Below are 24,221 nucleotides of genomic sequence, written 5' to 3' on the forward strand. Positions count from 1 at the left end.
AGCGCAGGTCGACGGCAATGCCACCGGCAATTTCCGGCGGGGTACCGTTCAACGAATGACCAACCTAGATCACGGAGATCCCGGTGACGCCCCGACCGTGCCGCCGCCGTTGGAGGAGGTCGCCAATCCCGCCCGCCCGTCCGCGGCCGAGGAGGCCCGGACCGTCGCGGCCACCACCAATGTGGGCACCCTCGCGAGCCTGACCAGGGACGGCGACCCGTGGGCGTCGTTCGTCACCTACGGTCTGCTCGACGGCTCCCCCGTGCTGTGTGTGTCGCAGATGGCCGAGCACGGCCGCAACCTCGCGCACGATCCCCGCGCCAGCATCGCGATCGTCGCACCGAACCCGCCGTCCGATCCGCTGGCCAGCACCCGCATCACCCTCGCCGGGTACGTCTACCGCCCGGAAGGCGACGAACTCGCCGCCGCGCGCGAGGCGCACCTGGCGGCCATCCCGGCGGCGCACGTCTACATCGACTTCAGCGACTTCTCGCTCTGGGTGCTGCGGGTCCAGCGTGTGCGGTGGGTCGGCGGCTACGGGCGAATGGACTCGGCGAGCGAAGAGTCCTACGCCGCGGCGACAGCAGACCCCGTCACCCCGCATGCCGGCCGGGCGATCGAGCACCTCAACGCCGACCACGCCGACGCCCTCCGCGCGATGGCACAGGCTCTCGGCGGCTTCCCCGACGCGAAGACGGTCACCTGCGAGGGCGCCGACCGCTACGGGTTGGACCTGCGCGTCACCACACCCCGCGGCGTCGCCGTCACCCGCGTCGGGTACGCAGAGCCTCTCGACTCCGTCGACCAGTTACGCGCGGCGACAGTTGCTTTGACAGAGCAGGCCCGGGCACTGACCGGGCGTTGAGCGCGTGACCCGGGGGTGACTCCCTCCCCGACCGACCTGCCCGGCTGAGAGCGGCGAGCTTCGTGCTCGCCGCTCTCGCGCATTACCCGACTGGGTGACCACGCATGCCTCGAGGCAACCTCCGGTCGCGCAGCCACTTCCTCGGGATCCGCCCGGCTTCGCCGCTACCTCAAGGGGAGTCCGTTCTTGCCCTTCGGCTCGCCTGCGAGGAGGACGATTCCGTCGATGACGGGCCAAATCCACGCGACGAAGAGCCACATACCGAGGGAGACGACGGTGAGCACGATGTTCACGATCAGCATCGCGAATCCGAGGCCTGTGTGGCCGGCGTAGAACCGTCCCGCGCCGAAGTACCCGAAGAAGATGCTCAGCAAGCCGGCGGCGAGCTTCGTCTTGTGCGAGTACGGCAATCCCGTCACCGGGTGGTAGCCGTACGCCGCGGGCTGTTGCAGTCCCGATCCCTGGCCGAAGTTCTGGGCGGGATGCGCGAAGGGCTGCTGCCCGTATGGCTGCACTCCAGACGGCTGTTGCGGTTGTTCACCGTAGGGAGGCTGAGGCTGGGTCATCGGCGGTGTCCTTCGGAGATGTAAGAAGCACGAAATTTGACGACGTACTGAGTCGACCACACCGATCCGCGTCGCAGCATTACTACTGCGGCGCTTTGCAATCCACTCAACGGTCACTAGGTAACACGGACCCAAGCTCGTCCGGTATCGGTCGCGTGACCGTATCTGCCGTACACAGGCACGCATTCGGATCCATCGCTCCTCGCGGGCGGTATGCGTAGGCAATCGCCATCGCGAAACACGGTGCCGGCGCGTCCCCTTTGCGGCTTATCGGAGTTGCATCGGGCGACCTACAGAACACGTCCGCCGTTGGCTCTACTGTGTTCGCATGAGCAACACGGATGCGGCAGAGAGCGCGGCGCACACGGAGGACGACATTGCTCTGCTCGATGACGACGAGTGCTACTGGATCGTGGGATGCGGCAGCAAGCGGTCGGGCCGCAACCAGGTGAAGGACTTCCTGGCGTCCGGCGAGTGGCGGATGGATCCCGATCCTCGGTACGAGCCCAAGGTCGTCGACATGCGAGTGGGCGAACGCATCATCGTGCGAACGCGGAAGAACGTGACTGACGATGTGCCGTTCGATCGCCGCGATAATTCGGTGTCCGTGATGGACTTCTCTCTGCGCGGTGTCATCGCCGGCAACCCAGGCGACGGCTGCTCGGTAACCGTGGAGTGGGAGGACACCGCTCCCCTGCCGCGGCGGTACTACTTGTACACCAGCCAGGACACGGTGTGGCCGGTCGCCCGCAACCTGCGACCCGAGTGGGACGACCTCATCGAATTCGCGTTCGACGATCAAGACCAGGACATCGACTACTTTCGCAACCTGCCGTTCTGGGCGCCGCGCTTCGGGGACAGATGACACGCTCGCGGCCCTTGTGGGAACAGGTGATGCGGTACAAAATCGCATGCTCCCCGGGCGAATGCCGCGAGACCGACGGATGGATGCAGGTCGGGGCGACACACATCGAACAGCACGGGGAACAGGGCTCGTGTGCGAGCTGTACCAGGGCGTCCTCGTCGTCGAAGGGGGCCGCGTCCAGACGATGCTGTCATTCGGCGACGAGGTCGAACCGCTACCGGATGACATGCATGAGGCATTCACCATTCCCGGGGCACACGCTCAGAGTGCTGCCGACCGATTCGGCGACCTGGTCGATTTCGTTGCGCTCAGCCGCTACTTCGACGGGCCGCGCAGGATCCGAAACATACCGCCTCCTGGTGCCTGGGCGCGGCCGGCCTGGACCGCGTGCGTTGTCGCGGGACGGCCCCTGCTCGAGGTGAGGGCCACACACTTCACGACCGCACCCGGGTCGCGGACTCTGGTCTGCGAGCTCTACCCGGGAATTCTGGTCCTCGAAAAGGACGGGGTCTGTTCCGTGCTGACCTACGGAAGTTCGGTCGAGTTGCTTCCGCCACGCAGTGACGAGCGAATGGCAATGTCCGGTGGCCAGGCTGTTTCCGCCGCCATCGAGTTCGGCAGGCAGATGTCGAGTCAACCAGGGGCGTGGCCGCCACCGCGGTGGGCCCGCGGGCGGACCTGAGAAGCAGGTGACCCGTCGCCAACACGGCGATTCTCACGCCGTGTGAACGCGGCAACCCACGACAGTCGACCGGCGAGCTTCACACTCGCCGCATTACCCGACCGGGTGACCACGTAGTGGACCACGTGGTCACCCGCCTGTGTGCAACGCGCGAACAGACCATTGTGATTCAGGTCATACCGCGATCTCGTCCCCACCGAAGAGTGCGGTGACGACGAGCCGAGTTGCATACCAGGAAGGTCATTTCCATGACGCAAACCGTTGATCGAGCAGTGTCCGTTTCCGCCGAGCCTGTCGACTATCTCGCCCGGGCGAAGGCGGTCGCTCGCATCGTCGAGCAGGAGGCGGATGCGATCGAGCGTGACGCGACGATCACCAGGCCGGTGTACGAGGCCCTCGCCGAGGCGGAGCTGTTCTGGACCCTCGTCCCGACGGAGTTCGGTGGCGGCGGGCTGGGCATCGTGCAGGCACTCGAGGTGATCGAGGAGATCTCGCGGGCCGACGCGTCGACGGGCTGGGCGCTGATGGCCAACTCCTTCAGCACCGGCATCGCCGCCGGATTCATGAACGACGAGGGCGCCCGCGAGATGTTCGGCGGCCCGGACCGCGGAATCACCGCCGGCATGATCATGCCTACCGGCAAAGCCGTCCGCGTCGAGGGCGGTTACCGCGTCACCGGCCGCTACCAGTTCGCGAGCGGATCCGCGCACGCCACCTGGATCGGCGCGGGATTCGTCGTCCACGACGACAACGGGAACCCCATCGTGGACGAAGCCGGCACCCCCGACTGCCGCGTCGGCTTCCTCCCTCGCGCCGACGTCGAATTCCTCGGAAACTGGAACGTGATGGGACTGGTCGGCACCGGCAGCTACGACTACGCCGTCCACGACCGCTTCATCCCGGACAAGTTCACGATGGAGACGTTCTCCACCACCCCCGTCCGCCCCGAGGCCGTGTACCGGCTGGGGCTGCTCGGCATCGGCGTCGGCGGGCATGCCCCCGTGGCACTCGGTCTCGCGAAGCGGGCGCTCGAAGAGATCGTCCGGATCGTCGCGAACAAGGCACGCCCCGGCTACGCCACGGTCGTCGGCGAGTCGGAACTGTTCCGCCGCGAATTCAGCAAGTACGAGGCGCTCTACCAGGCGACTCGCCTGTACGTGTACGCCGCCCACGAGGACGCCGAGGCCAGTGCGCGCGCCGGTGTGGAGATCACCGAGGAGCAGCGCGCCCGGTTGCGCCAGGTCATCACCTGGTCGCAGGAAGTCGCGGGTGAGATCGTCGGTTTCGCGCACCGCTGGGCCGGCAGCCAGTCGATCCGTAACCCCAGCGCGCTCGGCCGGTGCGTGCGCGACGCCGCTGTCGCGACGCAGCACATGCTGGTCGATCAGATCACCCTCGTGGACGCCGCCACACCGATCATGCGCGCATACGCCGTCTGAAGACCCCCACACATTTACAACGGAAGGACCCCTGATGGGACAGCTTGAAGGCAAGGTCGCACTGGTCACGGGAGCCGCACGCGGGCAGGGACGCTCGCATGCCATCCGGCTCGCGGAAGAGGGCGCCGACGTCATCATCGTCGACCTCTGCGCCAAGCCGGCCACGACGAAGTACCGCGGTGCGACGGAGGACGAACTCCAGGAAACGGCCCGGCACATCGAGAAGTTCGGGCAGCGTGCCCACGTCGCGGTCGCCGACGTGCGGTCGCTCGGTCAGCTCCAGGATGTGGTCACCGAGGGTGTCGCGAAGCTCGGACGACTCGACACCGTGGTCGCGAACGCCGGCATCTTCTCGTCCGCACCGCTGCACGAGCTCACCGAAGAGCAGTGGGACGAAATGGTCGACATCAACCTGTCGGGTGTGTGGAAGACCATGCGGGCCACCGTTCCCCACCTGATCGAGCAGGGTGAGGGCGGGTCGATCGTCCTGATCAGCTCCACCGGCGGTTTGCAGGGTTTCCCCAACTTCGCCCATTACGTCGCCGCGAAGCACGGGGTCACCGGACTCGCCCGGACCGCCGCCAATGAGCTGGGCGCCCATCGGATTCGGTGCAACTCCATCCATCCCACGTCGGTGTTGACGGACATGATCGACAACGAGGACATGTACCGCCTGTTCCGTCCCGATCTGGAGGCGCCCACGCACGAGGATTTCCGTGAGGCGTGCGAGACGGCGATGAACGTGCTGCCGACTCCGTGGATCGAGCCGGTGGATGTCAGCAACGCCGTGGTGTGGCTGGCGTCGGATGCGGCACGCTACGTCACCGGCATCGCGATGCCCGTCGACGCGGGTGCCCTCAACAAGGTCTGACCAGCACATCCCTGCGAGTGCGGGGCACGCGGAACTAGCTCGGCGTGCCCCGCCCCGCGTGCGCTAACGCGGCGGCGATCTCGTGGCGCCTGCTCATCCCGAGCTTTTCCAGAATATGTTCGACGTGCCCTTCCACCGTGCGCGGCGACAGCACCAGCTTGGCGGCGATCTCCTTGTTGGTCATGCCGGCGGCGACGTGCGTCGCCACCTCCTGCTCCCTCGGGGAGAGGAGGTCTTCCGGGCGCGTGCCACCCCCGGGAGCCGGATCCCCGGACGGTACCGACTCCCCCAGGACGAATCCGGTGATCTCGGAGACCGACATCGCGGCCCCGCCGGTGTGGCACTTCTCGAACTGATCGTTTCCCAGAGACTTTCGCGCCTGCTTCTCGAAGCGTGCGCGTTGCTCGACCCAGTGGCTCGAGCCGTACAGCTGCATGCCGAACGACTCCCACATCGAGGAGGCGGCACCGAGGAGCACGGCCGACCGCTCCGCCGACCCTGCCTCGGCTTCGGCCCATCCCAGAAGGTCGGTGACCAGGGTGGTTCCGACGACGTCGTCGAAGTCACGCCGCAGGCGCAGGCTTTCGGAGCCGAGCCGGAGTGCGTCCTCGAACTCCTCGTTCATCAATGCCACCAGCCCGAGCCCGTAGACGGCGTAGGAACGCAGCCACGACTCCCCGACCGCGAGGGCACGCTCGTTCACCGTCTCGAAGAGTTCGGTGGCACGCGCCGTCTCGTCGGTGAAGCAGTACAGCATCCCGAGGTGGACGCGCAGCGTGTGGGCGAGATCCTCACGGTCCGGGATCTCTTCATACATTTCCAGCGCCGCCGTGAGCCGCCGTTCCGCCTCCTCGAAATCGCCGGCGAAGAAGGCCTTCAGCCCCATGACGTCCGCCGTGAACGCGCCGGTGATGGCGTCGGCGGCGGTCAGGTTGACGGCGTTGGCCTCGATGAGCGCCGAGTCGGCGGATTCGCGGTCGCCCTGCAGGGTCTGGACGAGGCCGAGGTTGACGAGCATCCGCCCCCTGGTGGCCGTCGGCGCCGTCTCCCGTTCGAGAATGCGGTTCAGCCACATCCGATGCTCGCGCACCGAGAACCCGCACGACCAGAGGAACCAGGCGCGCGAGACCATGTCCGCGGCCATCCGCACTTCGTCGTCGTCGGACGAATCCAGCAGAGCCGCGTGCAACGCCGACCGGATATTGGCATGGTTGCGACGCAGTTTCTCGCTTCCGGCGCGTTGGTCGGCACTGAACCAACTGTCGGCCGTCGTGGTCACCAGCCGCGTACACCAGCGCAGGTGCCGCAGCGTCAGGGTGTCCATCTCCGCGGCGGTCAGCTTGCTGTTCCCGTATTCGCGGATCGACTCGAGCATCCGGAACCGCACGTGCGTGCCGCCCTCTTCGCGGTGCAGGATCGATTTGCCGACCAGCGCCGAGATGCCGTCGAGCACGGTGTCCGCCGGGACGTCGTCGTCGCTACACACCTCTTCGGCCATGCCGAGGTCGAATCCGCCCGCGAACACCGAGGCGCGTGACCAGAGGAGTTGCTGTTCGCGCGTGCAGAGTTCGTAGCTCCAGTCCATCGTCGCCTGCAGGCTGCGGTGCCGCTGCGGCCCGGTGCGGTTGCCGGTGGTGAGGAGATTGAGCCGGTGATCGAGCCGATCCGCCAGTTCGTACACCGACAGCACCGGCAGTCGCGCGCAGGCCAATTCGATGGCGAGAGGCAGGCCGTCGAGGCGATCGCAGACGCGCATTACCGCGTCGCGGTTGTCCTCGGTGAGCTCGAATTTCGAGAGGACGGCGGCGGCCCGGTTCACGAACAGTTCCACCGCGCTTCCCGTCCCGCGGGCCGGCGAGGCCGACGCCGTTCCGTTGACCGTGGGCAGCGGGGAGAGCGGGAAGACGAATTCGTCGGGAACCGAGAGTATCTCGCGGCTGGTGGTGATGATGCGCAGTTCGGTCGTGGAGCGCAGCAGCACCGACACCAGTTGCGCGCATTCGTCGAGGAGGTGCTCGCAGTTGTCGAGGATCAGGAGCATCCGCCGCGTCCGGAGATACTCGATGATGGTGTTCTCCGTCGGGCTGGCATGCATGTCGCGGTTGGCGAGGGCGAGCCCGTCCACGACGGTCTGGGTCAGGAGGTCGGGGCTGCGCAGCGCGGCGAGTTCGATCACGCGCACACCGTCCGGAAACGCGCGGCGGTACTCGCCGGCGGCATGGATCGCGAAGCGGGTCTTGCCCATTCCGCCCGGGCCGGTGATCGTCACGAGCCGGTGGTCACCGAGCAGTTTTCGCAGTTCGAGCAGTTCGGTGCGACGGCCCACGAAACTCGATCCGTAGACCGGGACCGACGGAGCCGCGGGCACCGTGTCGGCGGGGCTGTCGTGAGGTTCGCCGGTCGACCGTTCCGCACGGATGCTCGTGACCCTGCGGGCCAGCGTGGTCCTCGACTTGGCCCATTGGATCCGGCGCGCGATCTCCGCGATCGCGATGCCGGGGTCGTCGGCGATCAGCTCCCGAATGGCCGAATCGACGGGGTCGGCGACGGAGCCGCGTCGGCTTCGGTGGTCGGTGGGCGGGTGGTCGAGAGTCAGCGCGCGGCGCACCGTGTTGCGCGACATTCCGAGCTGCACAGCGATGTGCTTGATGGGGGATCCTTGCCGGTGGAGTCGGCGAATCTCATCCCACTCGTCAGCGTTCACAAGGCCCCTTCTGGACTCGTAACCGGTCGGTCGACCTCCCGGTGATTGAGATCTGGATCACCCTGGTCGCTGGTCGCACCTCCTGTCAACTTTCGGGGGTCAAGATGTGTCATCGTGACCGTGGCCTTTCGTACTCACACCCGGGCCCGAGCCGAGAAAGTGGCGTTTAACTGCGCAGATTCGGGTCACCGGGTTCGGATTGGTGTGACCGTAGCGAACCACGTAGCTGGACGGTTCCGCCAGGCTCCGCGCACGGGCAGGGTGATGCACACCACAGGAACGACACGTGGTGCCGACATATCCGAAGCGACGATGGAGTCCGCATGACCAACAGCAATGCCGCAGCCCTGAAGACAGCTTTCGCCGCCGCAGACGAGGGGAACCCGGTTCCGCTCGTGGAGCTGTACTCGGACGAGATGACGTGGGCCGGTTTCACGCTCGAGGGAACCCTCCGCCTCTACACCAAGGCGGAGTTCCTCGAGGCCTTCGGCGTCCTGGCCAAGCTCGACGAATCCCGCAACGAGGTCGTCTCCGTCGACGTCGTCGGTGACGACTTGGTGACCGCCAACGTCCGGGCGTACCGCCGCCTCGGCGAACTCGAACTCGACACCACGATCGTGATGACGCACCGCTTCGAGGACGGCAAGGTCACCCGCGGCACCGACATGTGCTCGGCGACGTTCGAGGAGTTCTGGGCCAAGACGGGGCTCTCGGTGTAGCTCTGCGTTCCAGCCGCCGTGGCAGCGCGGCGGCTGGCACTTCTCCCCCACACCATTCACTTCGACAGCCTGAAGTAGGTACCGATGCGAACCCCCACCTCACCGCACATCACCGCCACCACCCCCGAACACATCCGGGACGCCTACCGCACCGTCCTCGGAAAGTTCTGCACCGGCGTCGTCGCCGTCACCGCACTCGACGACACCGGCAACCCCGTCGGACTGACCGTCGGCTCCTTCAGCTCCGTCTCCCTCGACCCCGCCCTCGTCGCCTTCTTCGTCGGCCGGCATTCCACCACCTTCCCCAAGGTCGCCGCCTCCGGCCGCTTCTGCGCCAACATCCTCGCCGCCGACCAACACGAACTCGGCCGCGCCTTCGCCCGCAGCGGCACCGACAAATTCCACGGAATCGACTGGACCCCCGCCACCACCGGTTCTCCCCGCCTCACCGGCGCGCACGCCTGGGTCGACTGCCACATCGACCTCGTCCAAGCTGTCGGCGACCACGACCTCGTCGTCGCCCGTGTCGTCGAACTCGGCGCCACCGACACCCCCGACCCGCTGCTGTTCTACACGTCCACGTTCCATCAGCTCACCCCCGCGAGCCCGGCATGAACACCGTCGAACAGTGCCTCGAGCAGCTGCGCGCCGGGAAGCCGATCCTCGTCCTCGACGACGAAAACCGTCAGAACGAAGCCGATCTCGTGATGGCCGCACAGTTCGTCACCACCCAAGACGCCGCCTACTTCCTGCGGCACACGTCCGGCTTCTTCTGCGTCGCGATGCCCGCCGAACGAACGCGCGCTCTCGGTCTCCCCCTGATGGTCGGGGATCCCGACAACCCGCTGGGCACCGCGTTCACCGTCAGCGTCGACGCCGCCACAGGCACCTCCACCGGCATCAGCGCCGCCGACCGGGCCCGTACTATCCGCCTGCTCGCCGACCGCGAGACCGTCGACACCGACCTCACCAGGCCCGGCCACGTCCTCCCGCTGCGCGCCCGCGACGGCGGAGTCCTCACTCGGCCCGGCCACACCGAAGCAGCCGTCGACCTGTGCACCCTCGCCGGTCTGTCCCCCGTCGGGCTGATCTGCGCGGTCACCACCGCAGACAAGCGCGACATGCTCCGCGGCGAAAACGTGCACTCCTTCGCCGCAAGCCAGAACCTGCCCGTCGTCACCATCGAGGAAGTGGTGAACTACCGGCGCCGCACCGCGACCATCGAACGCTGCGCCGACGCCGAAATCCCCACCGACCACGGCACCTTCACCGCCATCGTCTACCGCTCCACCAGCGGAATCGAGCACCTGGCCATGGTGTTCGGCGAACCGGCCGGCACCACCGCCCTCACCCGCGTCCACAGCGAATACCTCACCGGCGACGTCCTCGGCTCACGGCGCTGCGACTGCGGCGCACAACGCTCCGCCGCACTCGAACGCATCGCCGACGCCTGATGCGGCGTCCTGCTGTACCTCCGCGGGCACGAAGGCCGCGGCATCGGACTCGCCGCGAATATCGCCGCCTACCAACTCCAATTGCCCGTCGACGCCCGCGACTACACCGACGCCGCAGCAATCCTCCGCGACCTCCGGATCGATCGCATCAACCTGCTCAGCAACAACCCCGCCAAGGCCACGGGCCTCACCGCGGCCGGCATCACGATCGCCGGCACAACACCCCTTGAATCCGCACCGAACGACCACAACACTCAGTACCTCGTGACGAAGCGGAACAGCCTCGGACACAACCTGATGCAGACGGCGCTGGCTGTCGCACCCCTCTGAGTACATTTCAGATTGGTATTCAGAGAATTCGACACGGTCGTGGACCATGTCGTCGCGGACCCTGCACGCCGACCAATTTCGAAATCACCATCGGCTAGATTGCCTACATCGTAACGACCTGCACCGCCAAGGCCTCCTCAAAAAGGGACGTCTTGACTCCGCCACCGAACAGGTCCTCGCTGAAATGGGGCGCCGCTTGGCTCCGAGCCGCAACGCCCCGGCACAGCGACGCTACTGAAGGGCTGGATCTAGATGATTGATTCCTTGAACGGATCAGTGGTCGTAGGCGATCAATGATCGCTTGGCAGTGGCGCCGATGTTCCAGTTGTGCCAGATGCCGGCGGCCATCGCCAGCACACGCTGGGCGACGCGGGCGAACACCCCGTGCGTGGTACGGCCACCGTGTTCCTCCAGGCCAAGCTGCCCTTTCAACGTGTGGTTGACCGATTCGATCCACTGCCGCACCCCGCCGAGATTCCCGTTCTTGTACGTTTCGTCCTTACGGTCCGGGCGTAGCAGCTTCAGACCCATCGCGGCGGTGGTATCGGCGAACTGTGCGCCGGAAAAGCCTTTGTCGGCGAGCAAGATCTGCCCCGACCGAATCAGGTGATGATCGCGTTCGAGCAGCGCGGTCACCACCTCACGCTCACCGAGCTTCGGATTCGCCAGGCACCACATGATCGGCATCCCGTCGCCCGCACAGACCAGATACAGCTTCAGCCCCCAGTAGAAGCGCGAATGGGAAGCGCAATAGCCGTACCCGGCGTGTCCGGCCAGGTCCGATCGCTTCACCGTTTCACGAGACATCCCGCAGGGCACAGGGGTGGCGTCGGTGATCCACAGGTCGTCGAACCAGGATGGTGAGATCCGCGCCAGCGTCTGAATTGCCTTGCACAGCAACCCTCGTGCCGCCCTGACACGTTTGTTGTAGTCCGACTGTCCGGGAATGTAGGGAAACAGGGCACGCAACTCGACGCTGTGGTGGGCGTGCCGGATCCACCGGCGTTCACAATCGAACCCGAGCAGCATCTGTGCCACGGCCAGGGTGAGCAGTTCGGCATCGCTGAGCACGGGCCGCCGACCCCGACCGGTGCGGGGTTCGACGACATGATCGTCGATGAGCACATACAGTTCGGTCAGGAGGGTTTCCAGTTCTTTGGTCACGCTTTGATCTTGGAAACCCTCCGCCTACCACCCCCGCAGTGACACACCTTCAAGGAATCAACCATCTAGCCAAATTGTCCCTGGTGGGACGCCCGTTCCAGGCTGAAAATGGTGTGGTGGTCGCCCGTCGACGCCGTCCCCCTATGGTTCTTCGAGGCCGTCATCTAGCCGGGCGTTGGGGATCACGCCGTGGGCCCTTCACTGTTGCCGTCGTTGTCGAGCACGAGGATTAGATTCCGTTTCACCCCGGTGATCCCCACGGGTGACCACGCCTGATCAATCGGTGTGTGCGCCGGTGAGGAGAGGACGACGATGCTGGTGGAATCGCACGACGAGGAACAGATCATCGCCCGGGTCGCGGCCCTGGATATCGGCAAGGCGGAGGTGGTGTGCTGCGTCCGGATCCCGGCAGAGGCTGGACGGAAGAAACGGTTGCAGGAGGTGTCCACGCACTCGACGATGACCCGGGCGTTGACCGAGCTGGCGAATCATCTGGTCGAGTTGGGTGTCGAGCGGGTGGTGATGGAGGCGACGTCGGATTATTGGAAACCGGTGTTCTATCTTCTGGAGGCGCACGGCCTCGATCCGTGGCTGGTCAATGCCCGCGACGTCAAACACCTGCCCGGTAGGCCCAAAACCGATGTCCTCGACGCTGTCTGGTTGTGCAAGGTCGCCGAACGGCAGATGCTACGACCCAGCTTCGTGCCGCCCTGGCCGATCCGCCGGCTGCGGGACCTGACCCGCTACCGCACCGATCTGGTCGGGGCGCGCACGGCAGAGAAGAACCGGGTCGAAAAACTCCTCGAGAGCGCCTGCATCAAACTCTCCGTCGTGGCCTCGGACATCTTCGGGGTATCTGGACGCGCGATGATGGACGCGTTGATCGCCGGCGAACGGGACCCGAAGGTCCTCGCCCAGCTGGCGCGGTCGAGGATGCGGGTGAAGATCGCCCGGCTCGAGGAGGCGTTCAACGGGCACTTCGACGACCACCATGCCTTCCTGCTGGCCCGGATGCTGGGCCGGATCGACGCGATCGACGCCGACATCGCCGCGGTCGACGAGCAGATCGAGGCGCAGCTGGCCCCTTTCGGATCGGCGGCGGCACGCCTGGATGAGATCCCCGGCATCGGTCCCGTCGCCGCCGCCGCCATTCTCGCCGAGGTGGGGGTGGACATGTCCCGGTTCCCGACCGCTGGGCACCTGTGTTCGTGGGCGAAATTCTCGCCCGGAATCAGCTCCTCGGCCGGCAAGTCCAAGGGCAACGGTGCCACCGGGCACGGCAACCGCTACCTCGCCCGGGCCCTCGGTGAGGTCGCCGTCGTGGCCGGCCGCACCGACACCTTCCTCGGCGCCCGGTACCGGCGCATCGCCAGACGACGCGGTAAGAAACGGGCCATCGTCGCCGTCGGTCGCTCCATCCTGGTCATCGTCTGGCACCTGTTCTCCGACGACCACACCACCTTCCACGACCTCGGCCCCGACCACTACACCCGCCATATCAACCCGGACACCAAGAAACGCAACCACATCCGTCAACTCGAAGCCCTCGGCTACACCGTCACCCTCACCCCGGCCGCCTGACCCGCACAACAACACCACCACGACCTTCCCGGCTCCGCTGCGCTCCGCCGGGACAACCCGCGTGCCGGCACCACGAGCAAGGTCACCTCATTTTCGGATTAGTGGCACCTGGATCAGGTGGGTAGCCTACTGAAACCCGCCCTCATTGACGACCGTGTTGACGGACTCGATGACCGACGCCGATTCCCGGTGACGCCCCGCCGCCACCACCAATGTGGGCACCCTCGCGAGCCTGGCCAGGGACGGCGACCCGTAGGCGTCGTTCGTCACCTACGGTCTGCACGAATGGACTCCGCGACCGATGAGTCCAACGCCGCCGCCACCGCCGACCCCGTTACCCCGCATGCCGGCCCGGCGATCGAAGGCCTCAACGCCGACCACGCCGACGCCCTCCTCGCCATGGCCCAGGCGCTCGGCGGCTTCCCCGACGTGAACCCTACCTCCCTGATGAAGTCCGGATCCCCGCACACCACTAGCTGATCCCGCGCCCGCGACAGACCGACGTACAACCGCTCACGCGAACGCTCCTGCACCACCTTCTCGTTGAGCGCCAGCACGACGGCACGCCGTTCGAGTCCCTTGAATCCCAGGACGTGCCCGTAGAACACCTGCTCGGTATCCCAGAAGCTGTCCCAATACGCCGCGTTGCCCTCCGTCTGCCGGCTCACCTGCTCCGGGTGACGGCTGCCCGTGGCAAGCAAGGCCAGATCCTCGGGACGCCACCCCTCGTCCATCAAGGAATCGATCTGGTCGTCGGCAATCGTCAGCGCGTCCTCCGCCGCGCAGGGCACGAAAAGTACGTCGGGGCCCTCCCCGCCGAGCAGGCGCATCCGCTGTCCCACCAGCGGTGTGAACGAGTCCGCAATCTGACGGGTGTTTCGCAGATTGTGATCGAGCACCAGCGGGACCAGTTGAATCGGCGGAACGCCCTGCCTGTCGAATACCCGCTGCCCCTCGTCGCTGAATACGTAGATGCCCCCGGCTTCGTCGTCACGCAGCGCCGCCAGCAGCGGACCCCACCAGTCGTCGGCGAAGTCTTGTGCCTCGTCCACGACCACCGCGTCGAACCGGTCGCGCAACGGCAGTGCCGACGCCAACTCCGCCATGTGCCGCGGCAGGTCGTGTTCCCAGAACTGCACGGTGTCGGTGTTGCGGATGCTCTCGTCCGGGCCCTCGGGCGCTCCCCACAGTTGCCCCAGCGCGTGGAACTCACCCACGTACGCGGGACGCTCCTTGCGGGACCAGGTGGCGGTCAATCGCTCGAGATACGACGCCAACCCGTGCGAGTAGCAGATGAGTGCGACGCGCTGCCCCTGCTTCGCCAACCGCCGCGCCTTCTCGACCGCGAGGAACGTCTTGCCGCTTCCGGCGCCACCCCGCACCTCGACCCGGTGCAACAGCCGGATCGCGTCGAGTATCGCCGACTGCTGGGCGGTGAGCGCATCGGCCGCGTCTTCGTGCGCGATCGCTCGCGCAACCACGTCGCGTTGCGGCAGTCCGCGTCCGGAGAGGACCGTTGTGAGCTGATCGACCCCGTCCTCGGGCAGCGCCGGCCGATCCAGCTGCTGGCCGGACAGCACCTTCTGCAGTCGCGACACCACGTCGTCCAGGTCGCTGCGATCGATCACCTTCCACCGTGGGCATTCCGGCAGTGCGAAGTCGTCGGTGAGTTCTGTGTTGGGGAAGACCACCACGTGGTCCCATCGCAGCCGCCCGTGACTCCAGCGCGGGTCGGCTTCCACGTAGCTCCGCAGGGCATACAGCGCGTCCCGTGCTTGCCGAACCGGGTGAATCACCGTCGGCCCTTTTCGCTGCTCTTGGTACCAATCGCTGCCGTCGTGCCAGATCTGCCCGCCCTTCACCTCCAGGCAGACGATCCCGTACCCCTCGAGCGCCACCACGAAATCGATCTCGTGGTCCTTGAGTCGGTCGGTGACCCGCTGGTTTGCCACCACGAGGTCACCATCACCGAGCTGACCCAACAGCGCATTCCACACCGATTCCTCGGAACCATTCACCAGGCGCGGATTCTCGGGGATACGGATCACCATGCGGATACTTTCGCACGGACGGTTCAGTTCAGCTCTGCGATCCCGGCTGAAGTCCGCGGTGAGTAGTAGTTTTGCGGTGTGGACACTTCGTGGCAGGACCCCAGTGCCGTCTCGTCGATGCTCGACGACTGGGAAACGTGGGCGATCGTCGGGCTCTCCGGCAATCCCGACCGAACGGCGTTCCGCATTGCGGAGTTGCTGCAGCGCCGAGGAAAACGAATCGTCCCCATCCATCCCACCGCACCGACCGTGCTCGGCGAGCAGGGATACGCCACACTCGCGGACGTTCCGTTTCCGATTGACGTCGTCGACGTCTTCCGTCAGTCCGAGGCCGCCGGCGAGTTCGCGGACCAGGCCGTCGCGGTGGGCGCGAAAGGCGTTTGGTTCCAACTGGGCGTCATCGACGAGGCCGCGTTCCAGCGGACGACCGCAAAGGGCGTCGCGATGGTGATGGACACCTGCCCGGCGATCGAGTGGAGTGCGCGGGAATCAGCGTGACCGTGGCCGGGCTGAAGTCCGACCACGCGACTACGGCTACCCTGGACCGAAATCGTGCAAATCGGACAACGTTCTGACGCGATCCGCTCAGCCAATCGGAAGGTTCCCACCTGTGGCCATCGACTACACCCGACGCCCCTCCACTCCTGCCGCACCGCAGGGCGGAGTCAATCTGAGCAAGGTCACGCTGTCGAAGGCCGCGCCGTCGGTCAGCCTCACGAAGTCCGGTGAGCGGCAGGGCGCGATGCGGGTCAACCTCAACTGGTCGACGGGGGCGGCGCCGCAGCCCAAGAAGGCCGGCTTCTTCGCGAAACTTGCGGCCGCCGCGGGCGGCAGCAACGGCATCGATCTGGACCTCGGCTGTCTCTACGAATTGGCCGACGGATCGAAGGGTGTTGTCCAGGCACTCGGCAACAGCTTCGGATCGCTGCAGGCTGCGCCGTTCATCCAGCTCGACGCCGACGACCGCACCGGCACAGTGACCGGCGGCGAAAACATGCATATCAACCTCGACCGGCCGGAAATGTTCAAGCGCATCCTCATCTTCGCGATGATCTACGACGGCGCACCCAACTGGGCAGCCGTCGACGGCGTCGTCACCCTCTACCCCACCAGCGGCCCCGAGGTGGAGGTGCGCCTGGACTCGGCGAACAGCTCCGCTCGCATCTGCGCCATCGCGATCTTGCAGAACACCGGGCAGGGCATCACCGTGACCCGTGAAGTGAAGTACGTCGAAGGCAGCCAGGCCGATCTCGACAAGACCTACAGCTGGGGCATGAAGTGGGCCGCCGGCCGCAAGTAGCAGCGTCCTGCGATAGCGAATGCCTCGACGCGTCGACCCACACGAATGGATGAGCCAAACGTCATGGCACGGCCAAGCACGTGACCGCCAGGCGTCCGATGGAATCCCGCACAGCTCCCGAGTGGCCCTGGGGTAGTGGGCTCAATTTTCGGAATGCCCGGTCCCCCCTCCGCCAAAGGGAACGCTGGGACCGGGCCCCACACCGAAAGGAACCAACAGTGCGAACTCAGCATAACCCGTTCCGCCACGCACGATTTCCATCCTGAGACCGCAGCCACGCGCGCCCTCACACACCGTCACGCATCGCCGCGTCCTGGGCTTGGCATGCCACTGCCGACGCGGCGAGGAGTTTCAAATACACTTCTCGTGGCAGTGCGTATTCGGATCGAGGGATCCAAATAGCGTGGGGTGGGGGGAGTCCTGACTGTCGATCGAGCGGATCTGTGAGTGCTCGCATCGCCTGTGCACGAGGTCGCTCGAGTGATCGATAACCTCGAAGGTCGTTTCGTACCCGGCTGCGACGCCCGCGCCTCCTCGATGGGCTGGCGAGTGCAACGAACGTGCAACCCACGAATTGCACAGCGAGCGAGGCTAATCGGGCGGGTTCGCGTTGGGAATTGTCACTGCTGCGTTAGTGGGATTGGAGTTCGCGGCAATCCACTTCGCGATCAATATCGATGCGAAGTATGCGGTGGCGCCGTGACCGAGAAAGCTGACACCTGGTTCGGTGCCGCCACCTACCTTTCCATGGCAATTACCGTCGTGCTCGTTGTCATCGGAATCGTGAATCCGTCGACTGATTCGGGCACCCCGGCCTGGGCATGGGTCGCTCTCATGCTCGGCATTGTCACAATGGTTGCGTTCTTCATTGTGGGACAGATCCATCGGCGCATCGCGTGTGGAGTACTCATCGGGTTGCTGACACCGCTCTGTGCGTTGCTGGCGATTCCGATCGTGGCAGGGATAGGTCACATTGTCGGTGCGGTCTTCGGGTAGCCACCGACACACACCAGGCCGCATACGCATCGATCGATTGTCACGCGCGATCGCGCTACCGTCGTGACTATGTTCAGTACCGAGATCGAGGTGCGCACCGGCGCCGAGCCGGTGGTGTACGACCTGACCCGTGAGATCGAGAAGTTCCTCGCGTCGGCCGGCGCCGGCGATGGGCTGCTGCATGTCTGGGTGCCGCACGCCACGGCGGGACTCGTGGTCATCGAGACCGGCGCGGGGAGCGACGACGACCTGCTGCGCGCGATCGACGACCTGCTTCCGCGCGACGACCGGTGGATCCATCGTCACGGCAGCCATGGACACGGTCGCGACCACGTGCTGCCGGCATTCCTGCCGCCATACGCGTCCCTTCCTGTCTTCGACGGCGCGCTCGCGACGGGCACCTGGCAGTCCGTCTGCCTCGTCGACACCAATGTCGACAACCCGGTGCGGCACGTCCGATTCAGCTTCCTCGCCGCCTGAGCCAGCACCGGCGGGACGCGTCCGATCACGCGCGCGCGAGTCCTCTTGCCGAGGAATAGATCTCAGGAAGGCTCGCCGTCTCGTCGGTGGAAGACCGATCCACCCACGTCTCCAACGCCGCCCGGAGCACGGCGACCGACACGTCGACCGCCAGGCGAATCTGTAGGTCGGAGCAGTCGAATCTCTTCGACACCGCATCGACCAGGGCCGCCGTCCGCCGCACACTCTCGCGCGCCAGCACAGCACGCAGCGCAGGCTCTTTCTTGATGAGCCTGTTCACCCGCAGCAATCGCCGGCAGGGCGTCGACGAACTGTCCGCGTACGTCACCAATGCGTCCGCGAAGGACGTCTCCAACGCGAGCCTCGGTGAGAGGGTCGAGTCGAGTTGGTCGAGCCGTGATGCCACGACCACCTCGAAGGCCCAGTGGTCCCGGAGCGCGGCCTCTTCCTTCGTGGCGAAGTATCGAAAGAATGTGCGCTGAGACACGCCCGCTGCTTGCGCGATCTCCCCGACGGTTGTGGCCTCGACGCCCTTGCGCTCGAACAGTGTGAGCGAAGTCTCACTGATCTCCACGTTCGTCTGCTCACGTCGCCGCTCCCGCAACCCCAGCGGGCCGACGGGCAGGTCAGACGGCACGGGGAACACTTCGATTCTGGTCATCAACGGCCTTCGTTATCGGTAGGAGAACCCCACGCGTCGATCGTTCACATCCGGACATCCGTTGTCAACATGGCAGCGTGTGTCATAATGTATGCGAAGGGTAGGTAATCAATGAATCTCAATATCGGTGATATTTTCCTGTACCCGCACCATGGGTCCGTGACAGTCACAAAGCTCACGACCCGGATGTTCAACGATCTACCCACTGATTACGTGCAATTCGAAGTCGCTCAAAACGGGCTGTCCATCGAGATCCCGGTCGCGAAAGCCGAGGCCATCGGCGTTCGGAACGCGATCAACAACGATGAAGTTGGTCGAGTCTTCGACATCCTGCGCGGGCCGACGGTGGACGACCCGTCGAACTGGTCTCGTCGGTTCAAGGCCAATCAGGAAAAGCTGACCGTGGGTGGAATCTTCACGGTGAGCGAAGTCATCCGCGATCTGATGACCCGTTCACAGGAAAAGCCCCTCTCGGCCGGCGAGAAGCGGCAGCTCGAGCACGCGATGCAGCTCGTCATTTCCGAACTCGTCCTCGCGATGAAGTCCGACCCGGACGAGACTCGGCGCCGCATCGAAGCTATCTACGAATCCGCCGACTCTCCCGCGGCGGTCGCTGCAGTCTGACGACACGAAAATCGGCGGCAGCCCGGACGAGAGTTCCGGGCTGCCGCCGATGTCGTCGAGTCGGCTTGCGATCTCTCACGTCTCCAGCACAGGAGTCGAGATCAGCTGCTGCCGAAAAGGTTTCCGAGTGATCCGGTTCCCGAGCCCTGCCCATAGGTGATGATGACAGTCGGTGCTGCGTCCGCCGCTGCGGTCGCGAGTGTTCCGCCCGGCGCGTAGGACGAGCCACCGCCGCCTCCGCCACCGCCGTAGTTGTCGGCGCCGCCGCCACCGCCGAACCAGCCGCCGCCACCGCCGCCACTCGCACCTGCCGCGGCGCCTCCGATTCCGGCTTCACCCGGCGAACCGTGCGGGTCACTGCCACCGTTGCCTCCGACGCCACCAGCGACGCCGGTCGCACCGCCGCCGCCTCCCCCGCCGCCGCCCGCTTGGCCGTCGGGGCCGGTCGGGGTCAGGTTCCCTGCGCCACCGATATAGGTGTCGCCCGCGCCGCCGCCGCCTGCCGCGACGATCTGGCGATCCGCCAGCTCACCCGAGCCGGTGCGAACGTCGGACGCCCCGCCTCCCCCACCGGCACCGGTGCCACCGGCTCCGCCGCCGTTGTATCCGGCCAGCCCGGTGCCGTCACCGCCGTTCCCGCCGACCTGGATGTACAGCGCGTCACCTGCGGCGACCGTCAACCGCCCGGTCGCGACAGCCGCGGCACCGCCGAGGATCTGACCACCGTTTCCACCACGTCCGCCCGTTGCCGTCACCGCCAAGCTGGTAATGCCGTCGGGGACCGTGAACGACTGCGCACTGCCGGTTGAAGTGAATGTGCAGGTCACCTGGGTTCCGGTGCCTTGCACGCAGCCGGCAGGCAGCGCGGCCGGCGCGGCAACCGCCAGGCTGGGGGCGAGCAGCCCCGAGGCGCCGACTACGGCGAGTCCACACATTCCGGTCGTGTACCACCGGCGCCGTGATCGAACGAGGTTTGTGGTCAAAGCAGTCTCCTGTCGCAACGCGAGCATGTGAAAGCTGGTCCGAGTGGAGCATTCCACAGCATCCGGCTTCCAGTGGGTATTCCGGTCTCCGGGTCGGCTTTCGCGCAAAAGCGCCAGGTCACGGGCATGCCGGACCGCTAATCGGGACCCGCGGTATCGCAATCCGCGCTGAAAGGTCACTATGAAGGTAAGTAGAACTAATTTGTTCCTCTAGGCAACGAGGTATGCACATGAGCGACGCAGCGCCCATCGGTGACGGGATCTTCCAGATTCCGGTCCCGATTACCGACAATCCCCTTGGTCACACACTCGTCTACGCGATGGAATCGCCCGGCGGCCTGATCCTCGTCGACGCCGGCTGGGACGACGACAATGCGTGGGCAGGCCTCACCTCCGGGCTCGAGGCCATCGGGCACTCGGTCAAGGATGTCGAAGGCGTCGTCCTCACTCACTTCCACCCCGACCACACAGGTCTGTGCGGTCGCGTTCGGGAGGCCTCCGGGGCCTGGATTGCGATGCACGAATCCGATCACGAGATGTTCGAGCACATGTCGACCGGCCACGGCCCCGAGTGGCTGGACTTCCAGAAGGCCAACATGACACGGGCCGGCGCGGCCCCGGCCGATCTGGAGGCGTTCGAGAAGTCCGCGTCGGGGAAACCGCCTGCGGGTCCAGATTCAGCCCCCGACCGTGTCCTCGTCGACGACGAACTCATCGCCCTCACCGGTCGCGGCCTGCGCGCCGTCTACACCCCCGGCCACACCCCGGGCCACATCTGCTTCTATCTGGAAGACGCCGACGTGATGTTCACCGGCGACCACGTCCTGCAGAAGACGACGCCGCACGTCGGCAACTTCGTCTACCCGCTCGAGGAACGCGACGCCCTCGCCGAGTTCATGGACTCGCTGCGCCGCGTCCAGACGATGAACATCACCCGGGGTCTCGGCGCGCACGGCATCCCCATCGACGACGTCGCGGGCCGCGCCGGCGAACTCATCGAGCACCACGAAGAGCGACTCGACCACCTGTACAAGGCTTTCGGCGACGACCAGATCACGGTGTGGCAGGTCGCCGAGCGCATGAAGTGGTACAAGCCGTGGGCCGACATCTCCCCCATGGGCAAGGGCATGGCACTGTCCGAGGCAGCGGCACACCTTCGGCACCTCGTCGCCCGCGACCTCGTCGCCCAGGTACCGGACAGCGAACCCGCCGTCTTCGCCCGCCGCTGACACGTGAGCGGCAAAGCGTCCTCGGGCACGCTTTGCCACTCACGTGGGTGGGGTCATCTCCAATCGCACCCCGAGGAGTCGGACTTCCCGCTCGTGGTCGAGGCGGTCGACCAATGCTGCTGCCGCGTCGGCGATCACGTCGGGATCGAACGTCGGCTCGGGTAGTGGTTTGCTCGTCGTGTGGGTGTCGAACGGGGCGTAGCGCACCTTCAACGCCACTCGCACCGCCTTGCGGTTCTCCGCGAGGATGTCCTCCCGGACCCGGGCGGCGAGGCGACGGATCTCCTCGGTGACGGTCTCCCGGCCGGCGAGGTTCTGCTGAAACGTCGTCTCCCGGCTGTGCGACCGCGCCACCCACGGTTCCGCGGACACCGGGGAGAGATCGATTCCGCGACCGATCCTGGCGTACCACGGACCCATAGTTGGCCCGAGAGTCGCACCCAACTCCTGACCCGAGGCATCGGCGAGTTCGCGCACCGTATTGATACCGAGCGCGGCAAGCTTTTTCGAGGTCTTCTTACCGATCCCCCACAGCGCATCGGTGGGGCGCTCCCCCATGACGGCGAACCAGTTCTCCTCGGTGAGTCGGTAGATGCCCTGCGGTTTGCCGAAGTCCGTCGCGATCTTGGCCCGTAACTTGTTGTCGCCGATGCCGACTGAACAGTGCAGCCCCGTCGCCTCGAGGACGGCGTCGTGGATGGTGCGGGCGAACGCCTCCGGATCATCGGTCTCGACACCGAGAAACGCTTCGTCCCAGCCCATCACCTCGACGACAACGTCCAGCTTCCGCAGGGTGTCCATCACGACCGCCGACACCTCCATGTACGCCTCGGCGTCGACGGGCAGGAATACGGCGTCGGGAATCTTCCGTGCCGCTATCCGCATCGGCATCCCGGAACCCACACCGAACTCCCGCGCCTCGTACGACGCCGTCGACACCACCGCACGCTCGGTCGGATCCCCACGACCACCCACGACGACCGGACGTCCCCGCAGCTCGGGGTGCCGCAGCACCTCGACCGCGGCGATGAACTGATCGAGATCGACATGCAGCACCCACCGGTGACGCGGCGGAGTACTCATGGGACCAGTGTGCCCGACCCATCCGTCCGGGAACCCCGGAATCTACGGAGATCCCGGACGGGGGCGCGGTCACCGTTCGTTGCGTTCCCACAGGTCGTCGGCGTGATCACCGAGGTCGCGGCGGTTGAGCCTGCGTGACTTGCCGAGCTTGCGGAGCGTCGGGATGGTCTCGCGGGCTGCGACACCGATGCCGCGACGCTTGCGCGGAGAGCAGAGTGCGCAACCGCGGTAGGTGCGTGAGGGGTGGTGGGTAGGCATGCCGCCTCCGATGATGACTCCGCGCGGAGCGAAGAGTTCAGAATACATCGGTGCCGTCGGCGGGCGGTAGCAATTCGTCGGGGAACCGATAGGAGCATCCGAGTTCACTGGTTGACCGGGTGCCCCAATTGTCCCGGAACCAGGCCACGCACGTGTTCGCGACCAGGTTTGCGTCGCGACTGAAGAGATAGCCGTCGGTGCAGTCCTCGAAATGGCCGTCGAACTGCCAGATGTCGAGTGGCAGGTGCTCGGTGGAATAGTCGGCGAGCAGGAGGTGCCCGAGTTCGACGCGTGATCGGCGAAGCATTAACACACCGCCGGCCAGTACCTGAATCTGCGCGCAGACGACCTCTCCATCGTCGTCCTCACTGACGTAACTATTCGGGCCGATCTCGACGATGAGCGCGACCGGTTGATCGACCAGCGAACCCGTCAACCACTCGACCATCCCCGCCCACGAAACCTCGGGCAACTCGGTGGAATCGACCATCATCACCTTCCCTTGCTCGCGACCAACCACGACAGGGGATCGTCGAAAGCCTCCCCTTGCGTCGTATCAAAGCAGAAGGTCCCGACACATGCGGCGCGAAATCGCTCGCACCCTCACTTCGTCCTCGGACGGAGTGAGGGTCCTCGCGTCTCAGGACCCTCAGGTGACGAGACCTGCCCGGAATGCGGTCAGCGCCGCTTCGACTCGGTTACGCGTGCCCAGCTTGGCGAAGACTGCCGAAATGTGGGTCTTGACGGTCGTTTCGCTGAGGAAGAGCTGACCAGCGATGTCGGCATTCGACGCGCCGGATGCGAGGGACCGCAGGACGTCGCGTTCCCTGGCACTGAGCGCGGCAAGGACCGCCCGATCGGGATCTGCGGTGGGCGGCCGGTTCGCCGCGACGATCCGCCGCAGCGACTCCTCACTGAACAGTGTGTTGCCGGCCGCGACGGCGCGAACGGACTGGTGGAACGTCTCCGGCGGTTCGTCCTTGCTGAGGAAGCTGTGGGCTCCGGCCGAAACCGCCTGAAGCACGAGGTCGTCGACGTCCATCGCCGTCATCGCAATCACCCGGGGTGGGTGTTGCAGGGTCATCAGGTGACGGGTGGCATCGAGTCCACCGACCCGGCGCATCTTCAGGTCCATCAGCACCACGTGCGGTCGATACGCATGGACCGCGGCCGGCACCCGGTCCCCGTCGTCGACATCTGTGACGACGGCGATATCCGTGGTGGCAGCGAAGATGTCGGAGACACCTCGCCGGACGAAGGGATCGTCGTCAGCGATCAGAACGGTGATGGCGTTGGTTCCGGTCATGGTGACCACA

General features: G+C 65.9%; 24 protein-coding genes and 3 pseudogenes. 16 read left to right on the forward strand and 11 right to left on the reverse strand.

The features are described from left to right. Positions 1 to 55: 55 nt before the first annotated feature. Complete coding sequence (locus JWS14_RS08510; RefSeq protein ID WP_206012874.1) at positions 56 to 865, forward strand: HugZ family pyridoxamine 5'-phosphate oxidase; 810 nt, start codon at positions 56 to 58, stop codon at positions 863 to 865. Positions 866 to 1,029: 164 nt separating this feature from the next. Here JWS14_RS08510 and JWS14_RS08515 read toward each other — a convergent pair whose 3' ends face one another. Then, on the reverse strand, positions 1,030 to 1,431 hold the full coding sequence (locus JWS14_RS08515) for a TM2 domain-containing protein (RefSeq protein ID WP_206012875.1): 402 nt from the start codon (positions 1,429 to 1,431) through the stop codon (positions 1,030 to 1,032). 328 nt (positions 1,432 to 1,759) lie between these two features. Here JWS14_RS08515 and JWS14_RS08520 point away from each other — a divergent pair, with 328 nt between their 5' ends. The 4 genes from JWS14_RS08520 to JWS14_RS08535 all read left to right on the forward strand — a co-directional run bounded on the left by JWS14_RS08520 (position 1,760) and on the right by JWS14_RS08535 (position 5,288). Next, complete coding sequence (locus tag JWS14_RS08520; protein WP_206012876.1) at positions 1,760 to 2,296, forward strand: hypothetical protein; 537 nt, start codon at positions 1,760 to 1,762, stop codon at positions 2,294 to 2,296. A gap of 130 nt (positions 2,297 to 2,426) precedes the next feature. After that, positions 2,427 to 2,978: a hypothetical protein gene (locus JWS14_RS08525; protein ID WP_206012877.1), complete on the forward strand. Its 552-nt coding sequence runs from the start codon at positions 2,427 to 2,429 to the stop codon at positions 2,976 to 2,978. 248 nt (positions 2,979 to 3,226) lie between these two features. Next, a complete protein-coding gene (locus tag JWS14_RS08530; RefSeq protein WP_206012878.1) occupies positions 3,227 to 4,417 on the forward strand; it encodes an acyl-CoA dehydrogenase family protein in 1,191 nt (396 codons plus the stop codon). Between the two features lie 34 nt (positions 4,418 to 4,451). Further along, entirely contained in the window at positions 4,452 to 5,288 is an 837-nt protein-coding gene (locus JWS14_RS08535) for a mycofactocin-coupled SDR family oxidoreductase (RefSeq protein ID WP_206012879.1), read from the forward strand. Between the two features lie 34 nt (positions 5,289 to 5,322). Here the strand turns inward: JWS14_RS08535 and JWS14_RS08540 are convergent, their stop codons facing one another. Continuing rightward, positions 5,323 to 7,992 carry a LuxR C-terminal-related transcriptional regulator gene (locus JWS14_RS08540; protein WP_206012880.1) on the reverse strand — a complete coding sequence of 890 codons (2,670 nt, stop codon included), beginning with the start codon at positions 7,990 to 7,992 and terminating at the stop codon, positions 5,323 to 5,325. 323 nt (positions 7,993 to 8,315) lie between these two features. Between JWS14_RS08540 and JWS14_RS08545 the strand changes: the two genes are divergently transcribed. The 3 genes and pseudogenes from JWS14_RS08545 to ribB all read left to right on the forward strand — a co-directional run bounded on the left by JWS14_RS08545 (position 8,316) and on the right by ribB (position 10,495). Further along, positions 8,316 to 8,711 carry a nuclear transport factor 2 family protein gene (locus JWS14_RS08545; protein WP_206012881.1) on the forward strand — a complete coding sequence of 132 codons (396 nt, stop codon included), beginning with the start codon at positions 8,316 to 8,318 and terminating at the stop codon, positions 8,709 to 8,711. A gap of 84 nt (positions 8,712 to 8,795) precedes the next feature. Beyond that, positions 8,796 to 9,326 (forward strand): flavin reductase family protein, encoded by a 531-nt coding sequence (locus JWS14_RS08550; protein ID WP_206012882.1) that lies wholly within the window; start codon positions 8,796 to 8,798, stop codon positions 9,324 to 9,326. After that, positions 9,323 to 10,495 (forward strand): annotated as a pseudogene (gene ribB / locus JWS14_RS08555) (3,4-dihydroxy-2-butanone-4-phosphate synthase). Before JWS14_RS08550 ends, ribB begins: the two are co-directional and overlap by 4 nt. 273 nt (positions 10,496 to 10,768) lie before the next feature. Here the strand turns inward: ribB and JWS14_RS08560 are convergent. Beyond that, the gene (locus JWS14_RS08560) at positions 10,769 to 11,659 is read right to left on the reverse strand and encodes an IS982 family transposase (protein WP_206012883.1); all 891 of its coding nucleotides are present in this window, start codon (positions 11,657 to 11,659) and stop codon (positions 10,769 to 10,771) included. 312 nt (positions 11,660 to 11,971) lie between these two features. Here JWS14_RS08560 and JWS14_RS08565 point away from each other — a divergent pair, with 312 nt between their 5' ends. Beyond that, positions 11,972 to 13,240: an IS110 family RNA-guided transposase gene (locus JWS14_RS08565; RefSeq protein WP_206012884.1), complete on the forward strand. Its 1,269-nt coding sequence runs from the start codon at positions 11,972 to 11,974 to the stop codon at positions 13,238 to 13,240. Between the two features lie 126 nt (positions 13,241 to 13,366). Here JWS14_RS08565 and JWS14_RS08570 read toward each other — a convergent pair whose 3' ends face one another. Next, positions 13,367 to 13,510: a hypothetical protein gene (locus tag JWS14_RS08570; RefSeq protein WP_206012885.1), complete on the reverse strand. Its 144-nt coding sequence runs from the start codon at positions 13,508 to 13,510 to the stop codon at positions 13,367 to 13,369. A 12-nt stretch (positions 13,511 to 13,522) separates the two neighbouring features. Here JWS14_RS08570 and JWS14_RS51720 point away from each other — a divergent pair. Continuing rightward, positions 13,523 to 13,669, forward strand: a pseudogene (locus JWS14_RS51720) (pyridoxamine 5'-phosphate oxidase); the annotation flags it as partial. Between the two features lie 5 nt (positions 13,670 to 13,674). On the opposite strand, the pseudogene JWS14_RS08575 reads toward JWS14_RS51720, so the two are convergent. After that, a pseudogene (locus JWS14_RS08575) lies at positions 13,675 to 15,291 on the reverse strand (NERD domain-containing protein); the annotation flags it as partial. Positions 15,292 to 15,369: 78 nt separating this feature from the next. Between JWS14_RS08575 and JWS14_RS08580 the strand changes: the two are divergent. From JWS14_RS08580 to JWS14_RS08595, 4 genes are all read left to right on the forward strand, one after another. After that, positions 15,370 to 15,789 carry a CoA-binding protein gene (locus JWS14_RS08580; RefSeq protein WP_095865824.1) on the forward strand — a complete coding sequence of 140 codons (420 nt, stop codon included), beginning with the start codon at positions 15,370 to 15,372 and terminating at the stop codon, positions 15,787 to 15,789. Positions 15,790 to 15,901: 112 nt separating this feature from the next. Beyond that, positions 15,902 to 16,591 carry a TerD family protein gene (locus tag JWS14_RS08585; protein ID WP_095865825.1) on the forward strand — a complete coding sequence of 230 codons (690 nt, stop codon included), beginning with the start codon at positions 15,902 to 15,904 and terminating at the stop codon, positions 16,589 to 16,591. Between the two features lie 699 nt (positions 16,592 to 17,290). Continuing rightward, on the forward strand, positions 17,291 to 17,587 hold the full coding sequence (locus JWS14_RS08590; RefSeq protein ID WP_206012886.1) for a hypothetical protein: 297 nt from the start codon (positions 17,291 to 17,293) through the stop codon (positions 17,585 to 17,587). Between the two features lie 69 nt (positions 17,588 to 17,656). Beyond that, positions 17,657 to 18,067 carry a YjbQ family protein gene (locus JWS14_RS08595; protein ID WP_206012887.1) on the forward strand — a complete coding sequence of 137 codons (411 nt, stop codon included), beginning with the start codon at positions 17,657 to 17,659 and terminating at the stop codon, positions 18,065 to 18,067. A 25-nt stretch (positions 18,068 to 18,092) separates the two neighbouring features. On the opposite strand, the gene JWS14_RS08600 is transcribed toward JWS14_RS08595, so the two are convergent. Beyond that, complete coding sequence (locus JWS14_RS08600) at positions 18,093 to 18,728, reverse strand: TetR family transcriptional regulator (protein ID WP_206012888.1); 636 nt, start codon at positions 18,726 to 18,728, stop codon at positions 18,093 to 18,095. Positions 18,729 to 18,839: 111 nt separating this feature from the next. Here JWS14_RS08600 and JWS14_RS08605 point away from each other — a divergent pair, with 111 nt between their 5' ends. After that, complete coding sequence (locus JWS14_RS08605; RefSeq protein WP_072944195.1) at positions 18,840 to 19,352, forward strand: CarD family transcriptional regulator; 513 nt, start codon at positions 18,840 to 18,842, stop codon at positions 19,350 to 19,352. A 101-nt stretch (positions 19,353 to 19,453) separates the two neighbouring features. Here the strand turns inward: JWS14_RS08605 and JWS14_RS08610 are convergent, their stop codons facing one another. Then, positions 19,454 to 20,335, reverse strand: a complete 882-nt coding sequence (locus JWS14_RS08610; protein WP_241031293.1) for a glycine-rich protein — start codon at positions 20,333 to 20,335, stop codon at positions 19,454 to 19,456. A gap of 230 nt (positions 20,336 to 20,565) precedes the next feature. Between JWS14_RS08610 and JWS14_RS08615 the strand changes: the two genes are divergently transcribed. After that, positions 20,566 to 21,564: an MBL fold metallo-hydrolase gene (locus JWS14_RS08615; protein ID WP_072944288.1), complete on the forward strand. Its 999-nt coding sequence runs from the start codon at positions 20,566 to 20,568 to the stop codon at positions 21,562 to 21,564. A gap of 39 nt (positions 21,565 to 21,603) precedes the next feature. Here JWS14_RS08615 and JWS14_RS08620 read toward each other — a convergent pair whose 3' ends face one another. The 4 genes from JWS14_RS08620 to JWS14_RS08635 form a co-directional block, all read right to left on the reverse strand. Beyond that, positions 21,604 to 22,647, reverse strand: a complete 1,044-nt coding sequence (locus JWS14_RS08620; RefSeq protein ID WP_206012889.1) for a DNA polymerase IV — start codon at positions 22,645 to 22,647, stop codon at positions 21,604 to 21,606. A 69-nt stretch (positions 22,648 to 22,716) separates the two neighbouring features. After that, positions 22,717 to 22,905, reverse strand: a complete 189-nt coding sequence (locus JWS14_RS08625; protein WP_206012890.1) for a hypothetical protein — start codon at positions 22,903 to 22,905, stop codon at positions 22,717 to 22,719. 37 nt (positions 22,906 to 22,942) lie between these two features. After that, positions 22,943 to 23,395 (reverse strand): hypothetical protein, encoded by a 453-nt coding sequence (locus tag JWS14_RS08630; protein ID WP_206015947.1) that lies wholly within the window; start codon positions 23,393 to 23,395, stop codon positions 22,943 to 22,945. 159 nt (positions 23,396 to 23,554) lie between these two features. Next, positions 23,555 to 24,211 carry a response regulator gene (locus tag JWS14_RS08635; protein ID WP_206012891.1) on the reverse strand — a complete coding sequence of 219 codons (657 nt, stop codon included), beginning with the start codon at positions 24,209 to 24,211 and terminating at the stop codon, positions 23,555 to 23,557. Between the last annotated feature and the right edge of the window lie 10 nt (positions 24,212 to 24,221).

It is taken from the genome of Rhodococcus koreensis (genome assembly GCF_017068375.1).
In the GTDB taxonomy this organism is placed as follows: domain Bacteria; phylum Actinomycetota; class Actinomycetes; order Mycobacteriales; family Mycobacteriaceae; genus Rhodococcus_F; species Rhodococcus_F koreensis.

Bases quoted from the DNA above. Each gene is read 5' to 3' on its own strand.
- JWS14_RS08510 (WP_206012874.1), top strand. From the start codon at position 56: ATGACCAACCTAGATCACGGAGATCCCGGTGACGCCCCGACCGTGCCG.
- JWS14_RS08515 (WP_206012875.1), bottom strand. From the start codon at position 1,431: ATGACCCAGCCTCAGCCTCCCTACGGTGAACAACCGCAACAGCCGTCT.
- JWS14_RS08520 (WP_206012876.1), top strand. From the start codon at position 1,760: ATGAGCAACACGGATGCGGCAGAGAGCGCGGCGCACACGGAGGACGAC.
- JWS14_RS08530 (WP_206012878.1), top strand. From the start codon at position 3,227: ATGACGCAAACCGTTGATCGAGCAGTGTCCGTTTCCGCCGAGCCTGTC.
- JWS14_RS08535 (WP_206012879.1), top strand. From the start codon at position 4,452: ATGGGACAGCTTGAAGGCAAGGTCGCACTGGTCACGGGAGCCGCACGC.
- JWS14_RS08545 (WP_206012881.1), top strand. From the start codon at position 8,316: ATGACCAACAGCAATGCCGCAGCCCTGAAGACAGCTTTCGCCGCCGCA.
- JWS14_RS08550 (WP_206012882.1), top strand. From the start codon at position 8,796: ATGCGAACCCCCACCTCACCGCACATCACCGCCACCACCCCCGAACAC.
- JWS14_RS08565 (WP_206012884.1), top strand. From the start codon at position 11,972: ATGCTGGTGGAATCGCACGACGAGGAACAGATCATCGCCCGGGTCGCG.
- JWS14_RS08595 (WP_206012887.1), top strand. From the start codon at position 17,657: ATGTTCAGTACCGAGATCGAGGTGCGCACCGGCGCCGAGCCGGTGGTG.
- JWS14_RS08600 (WP_206012888.1), bottom strand. From the start codon at position 18,728: ATGACCAGAATCGAAGTGTTCCCCGTGCCGTCTGACCTGCCCGTCGGC.
- JWS14_RS08605 (WP_072944195.1), top strand. From the start codon at position 18,840: ATGAATCTCAATATCGGTGATATTTTCCTGTACCCGCACCATGGGTCC.
- JWS14_RS08615 (WP_072944288.1), top strand. From the start codon at position 20,566: ATGAGCGACGCAGCGCCCATCGGTGACGGGATCTTCCAGATTCCGGTC.
- JWS14_RS08620 (WP_206012889.1), bottom strand. From the start codon at position 22,647: ATGAGTACTCCGCCGCGTCACCGGTGGGTGCTGCATGTCGATCTCGAT.
- JWS14_RS08625 (WP_206012890.1), bottom strand. From the start codon at position 22,905: ATGCCTACCCACCACCCCTCACGCACCTACCGCGGTTGCGCACTCTGC.
- JWS14_RS08630 (WP_206015947.1), bottom strand. From the start codon at position 23,395: ATGGTCGATTCCACCGAGTTGCCCGAGGTTTCGTGGGCGGGGATGGTC.
- JWS14_RS08635 (WP_206012891.1), bottom strand. From the start codon at position 24,211: ATGACCGGAACCAACGCCATCACCGTTCTGATCGCTGACGACGATCCC.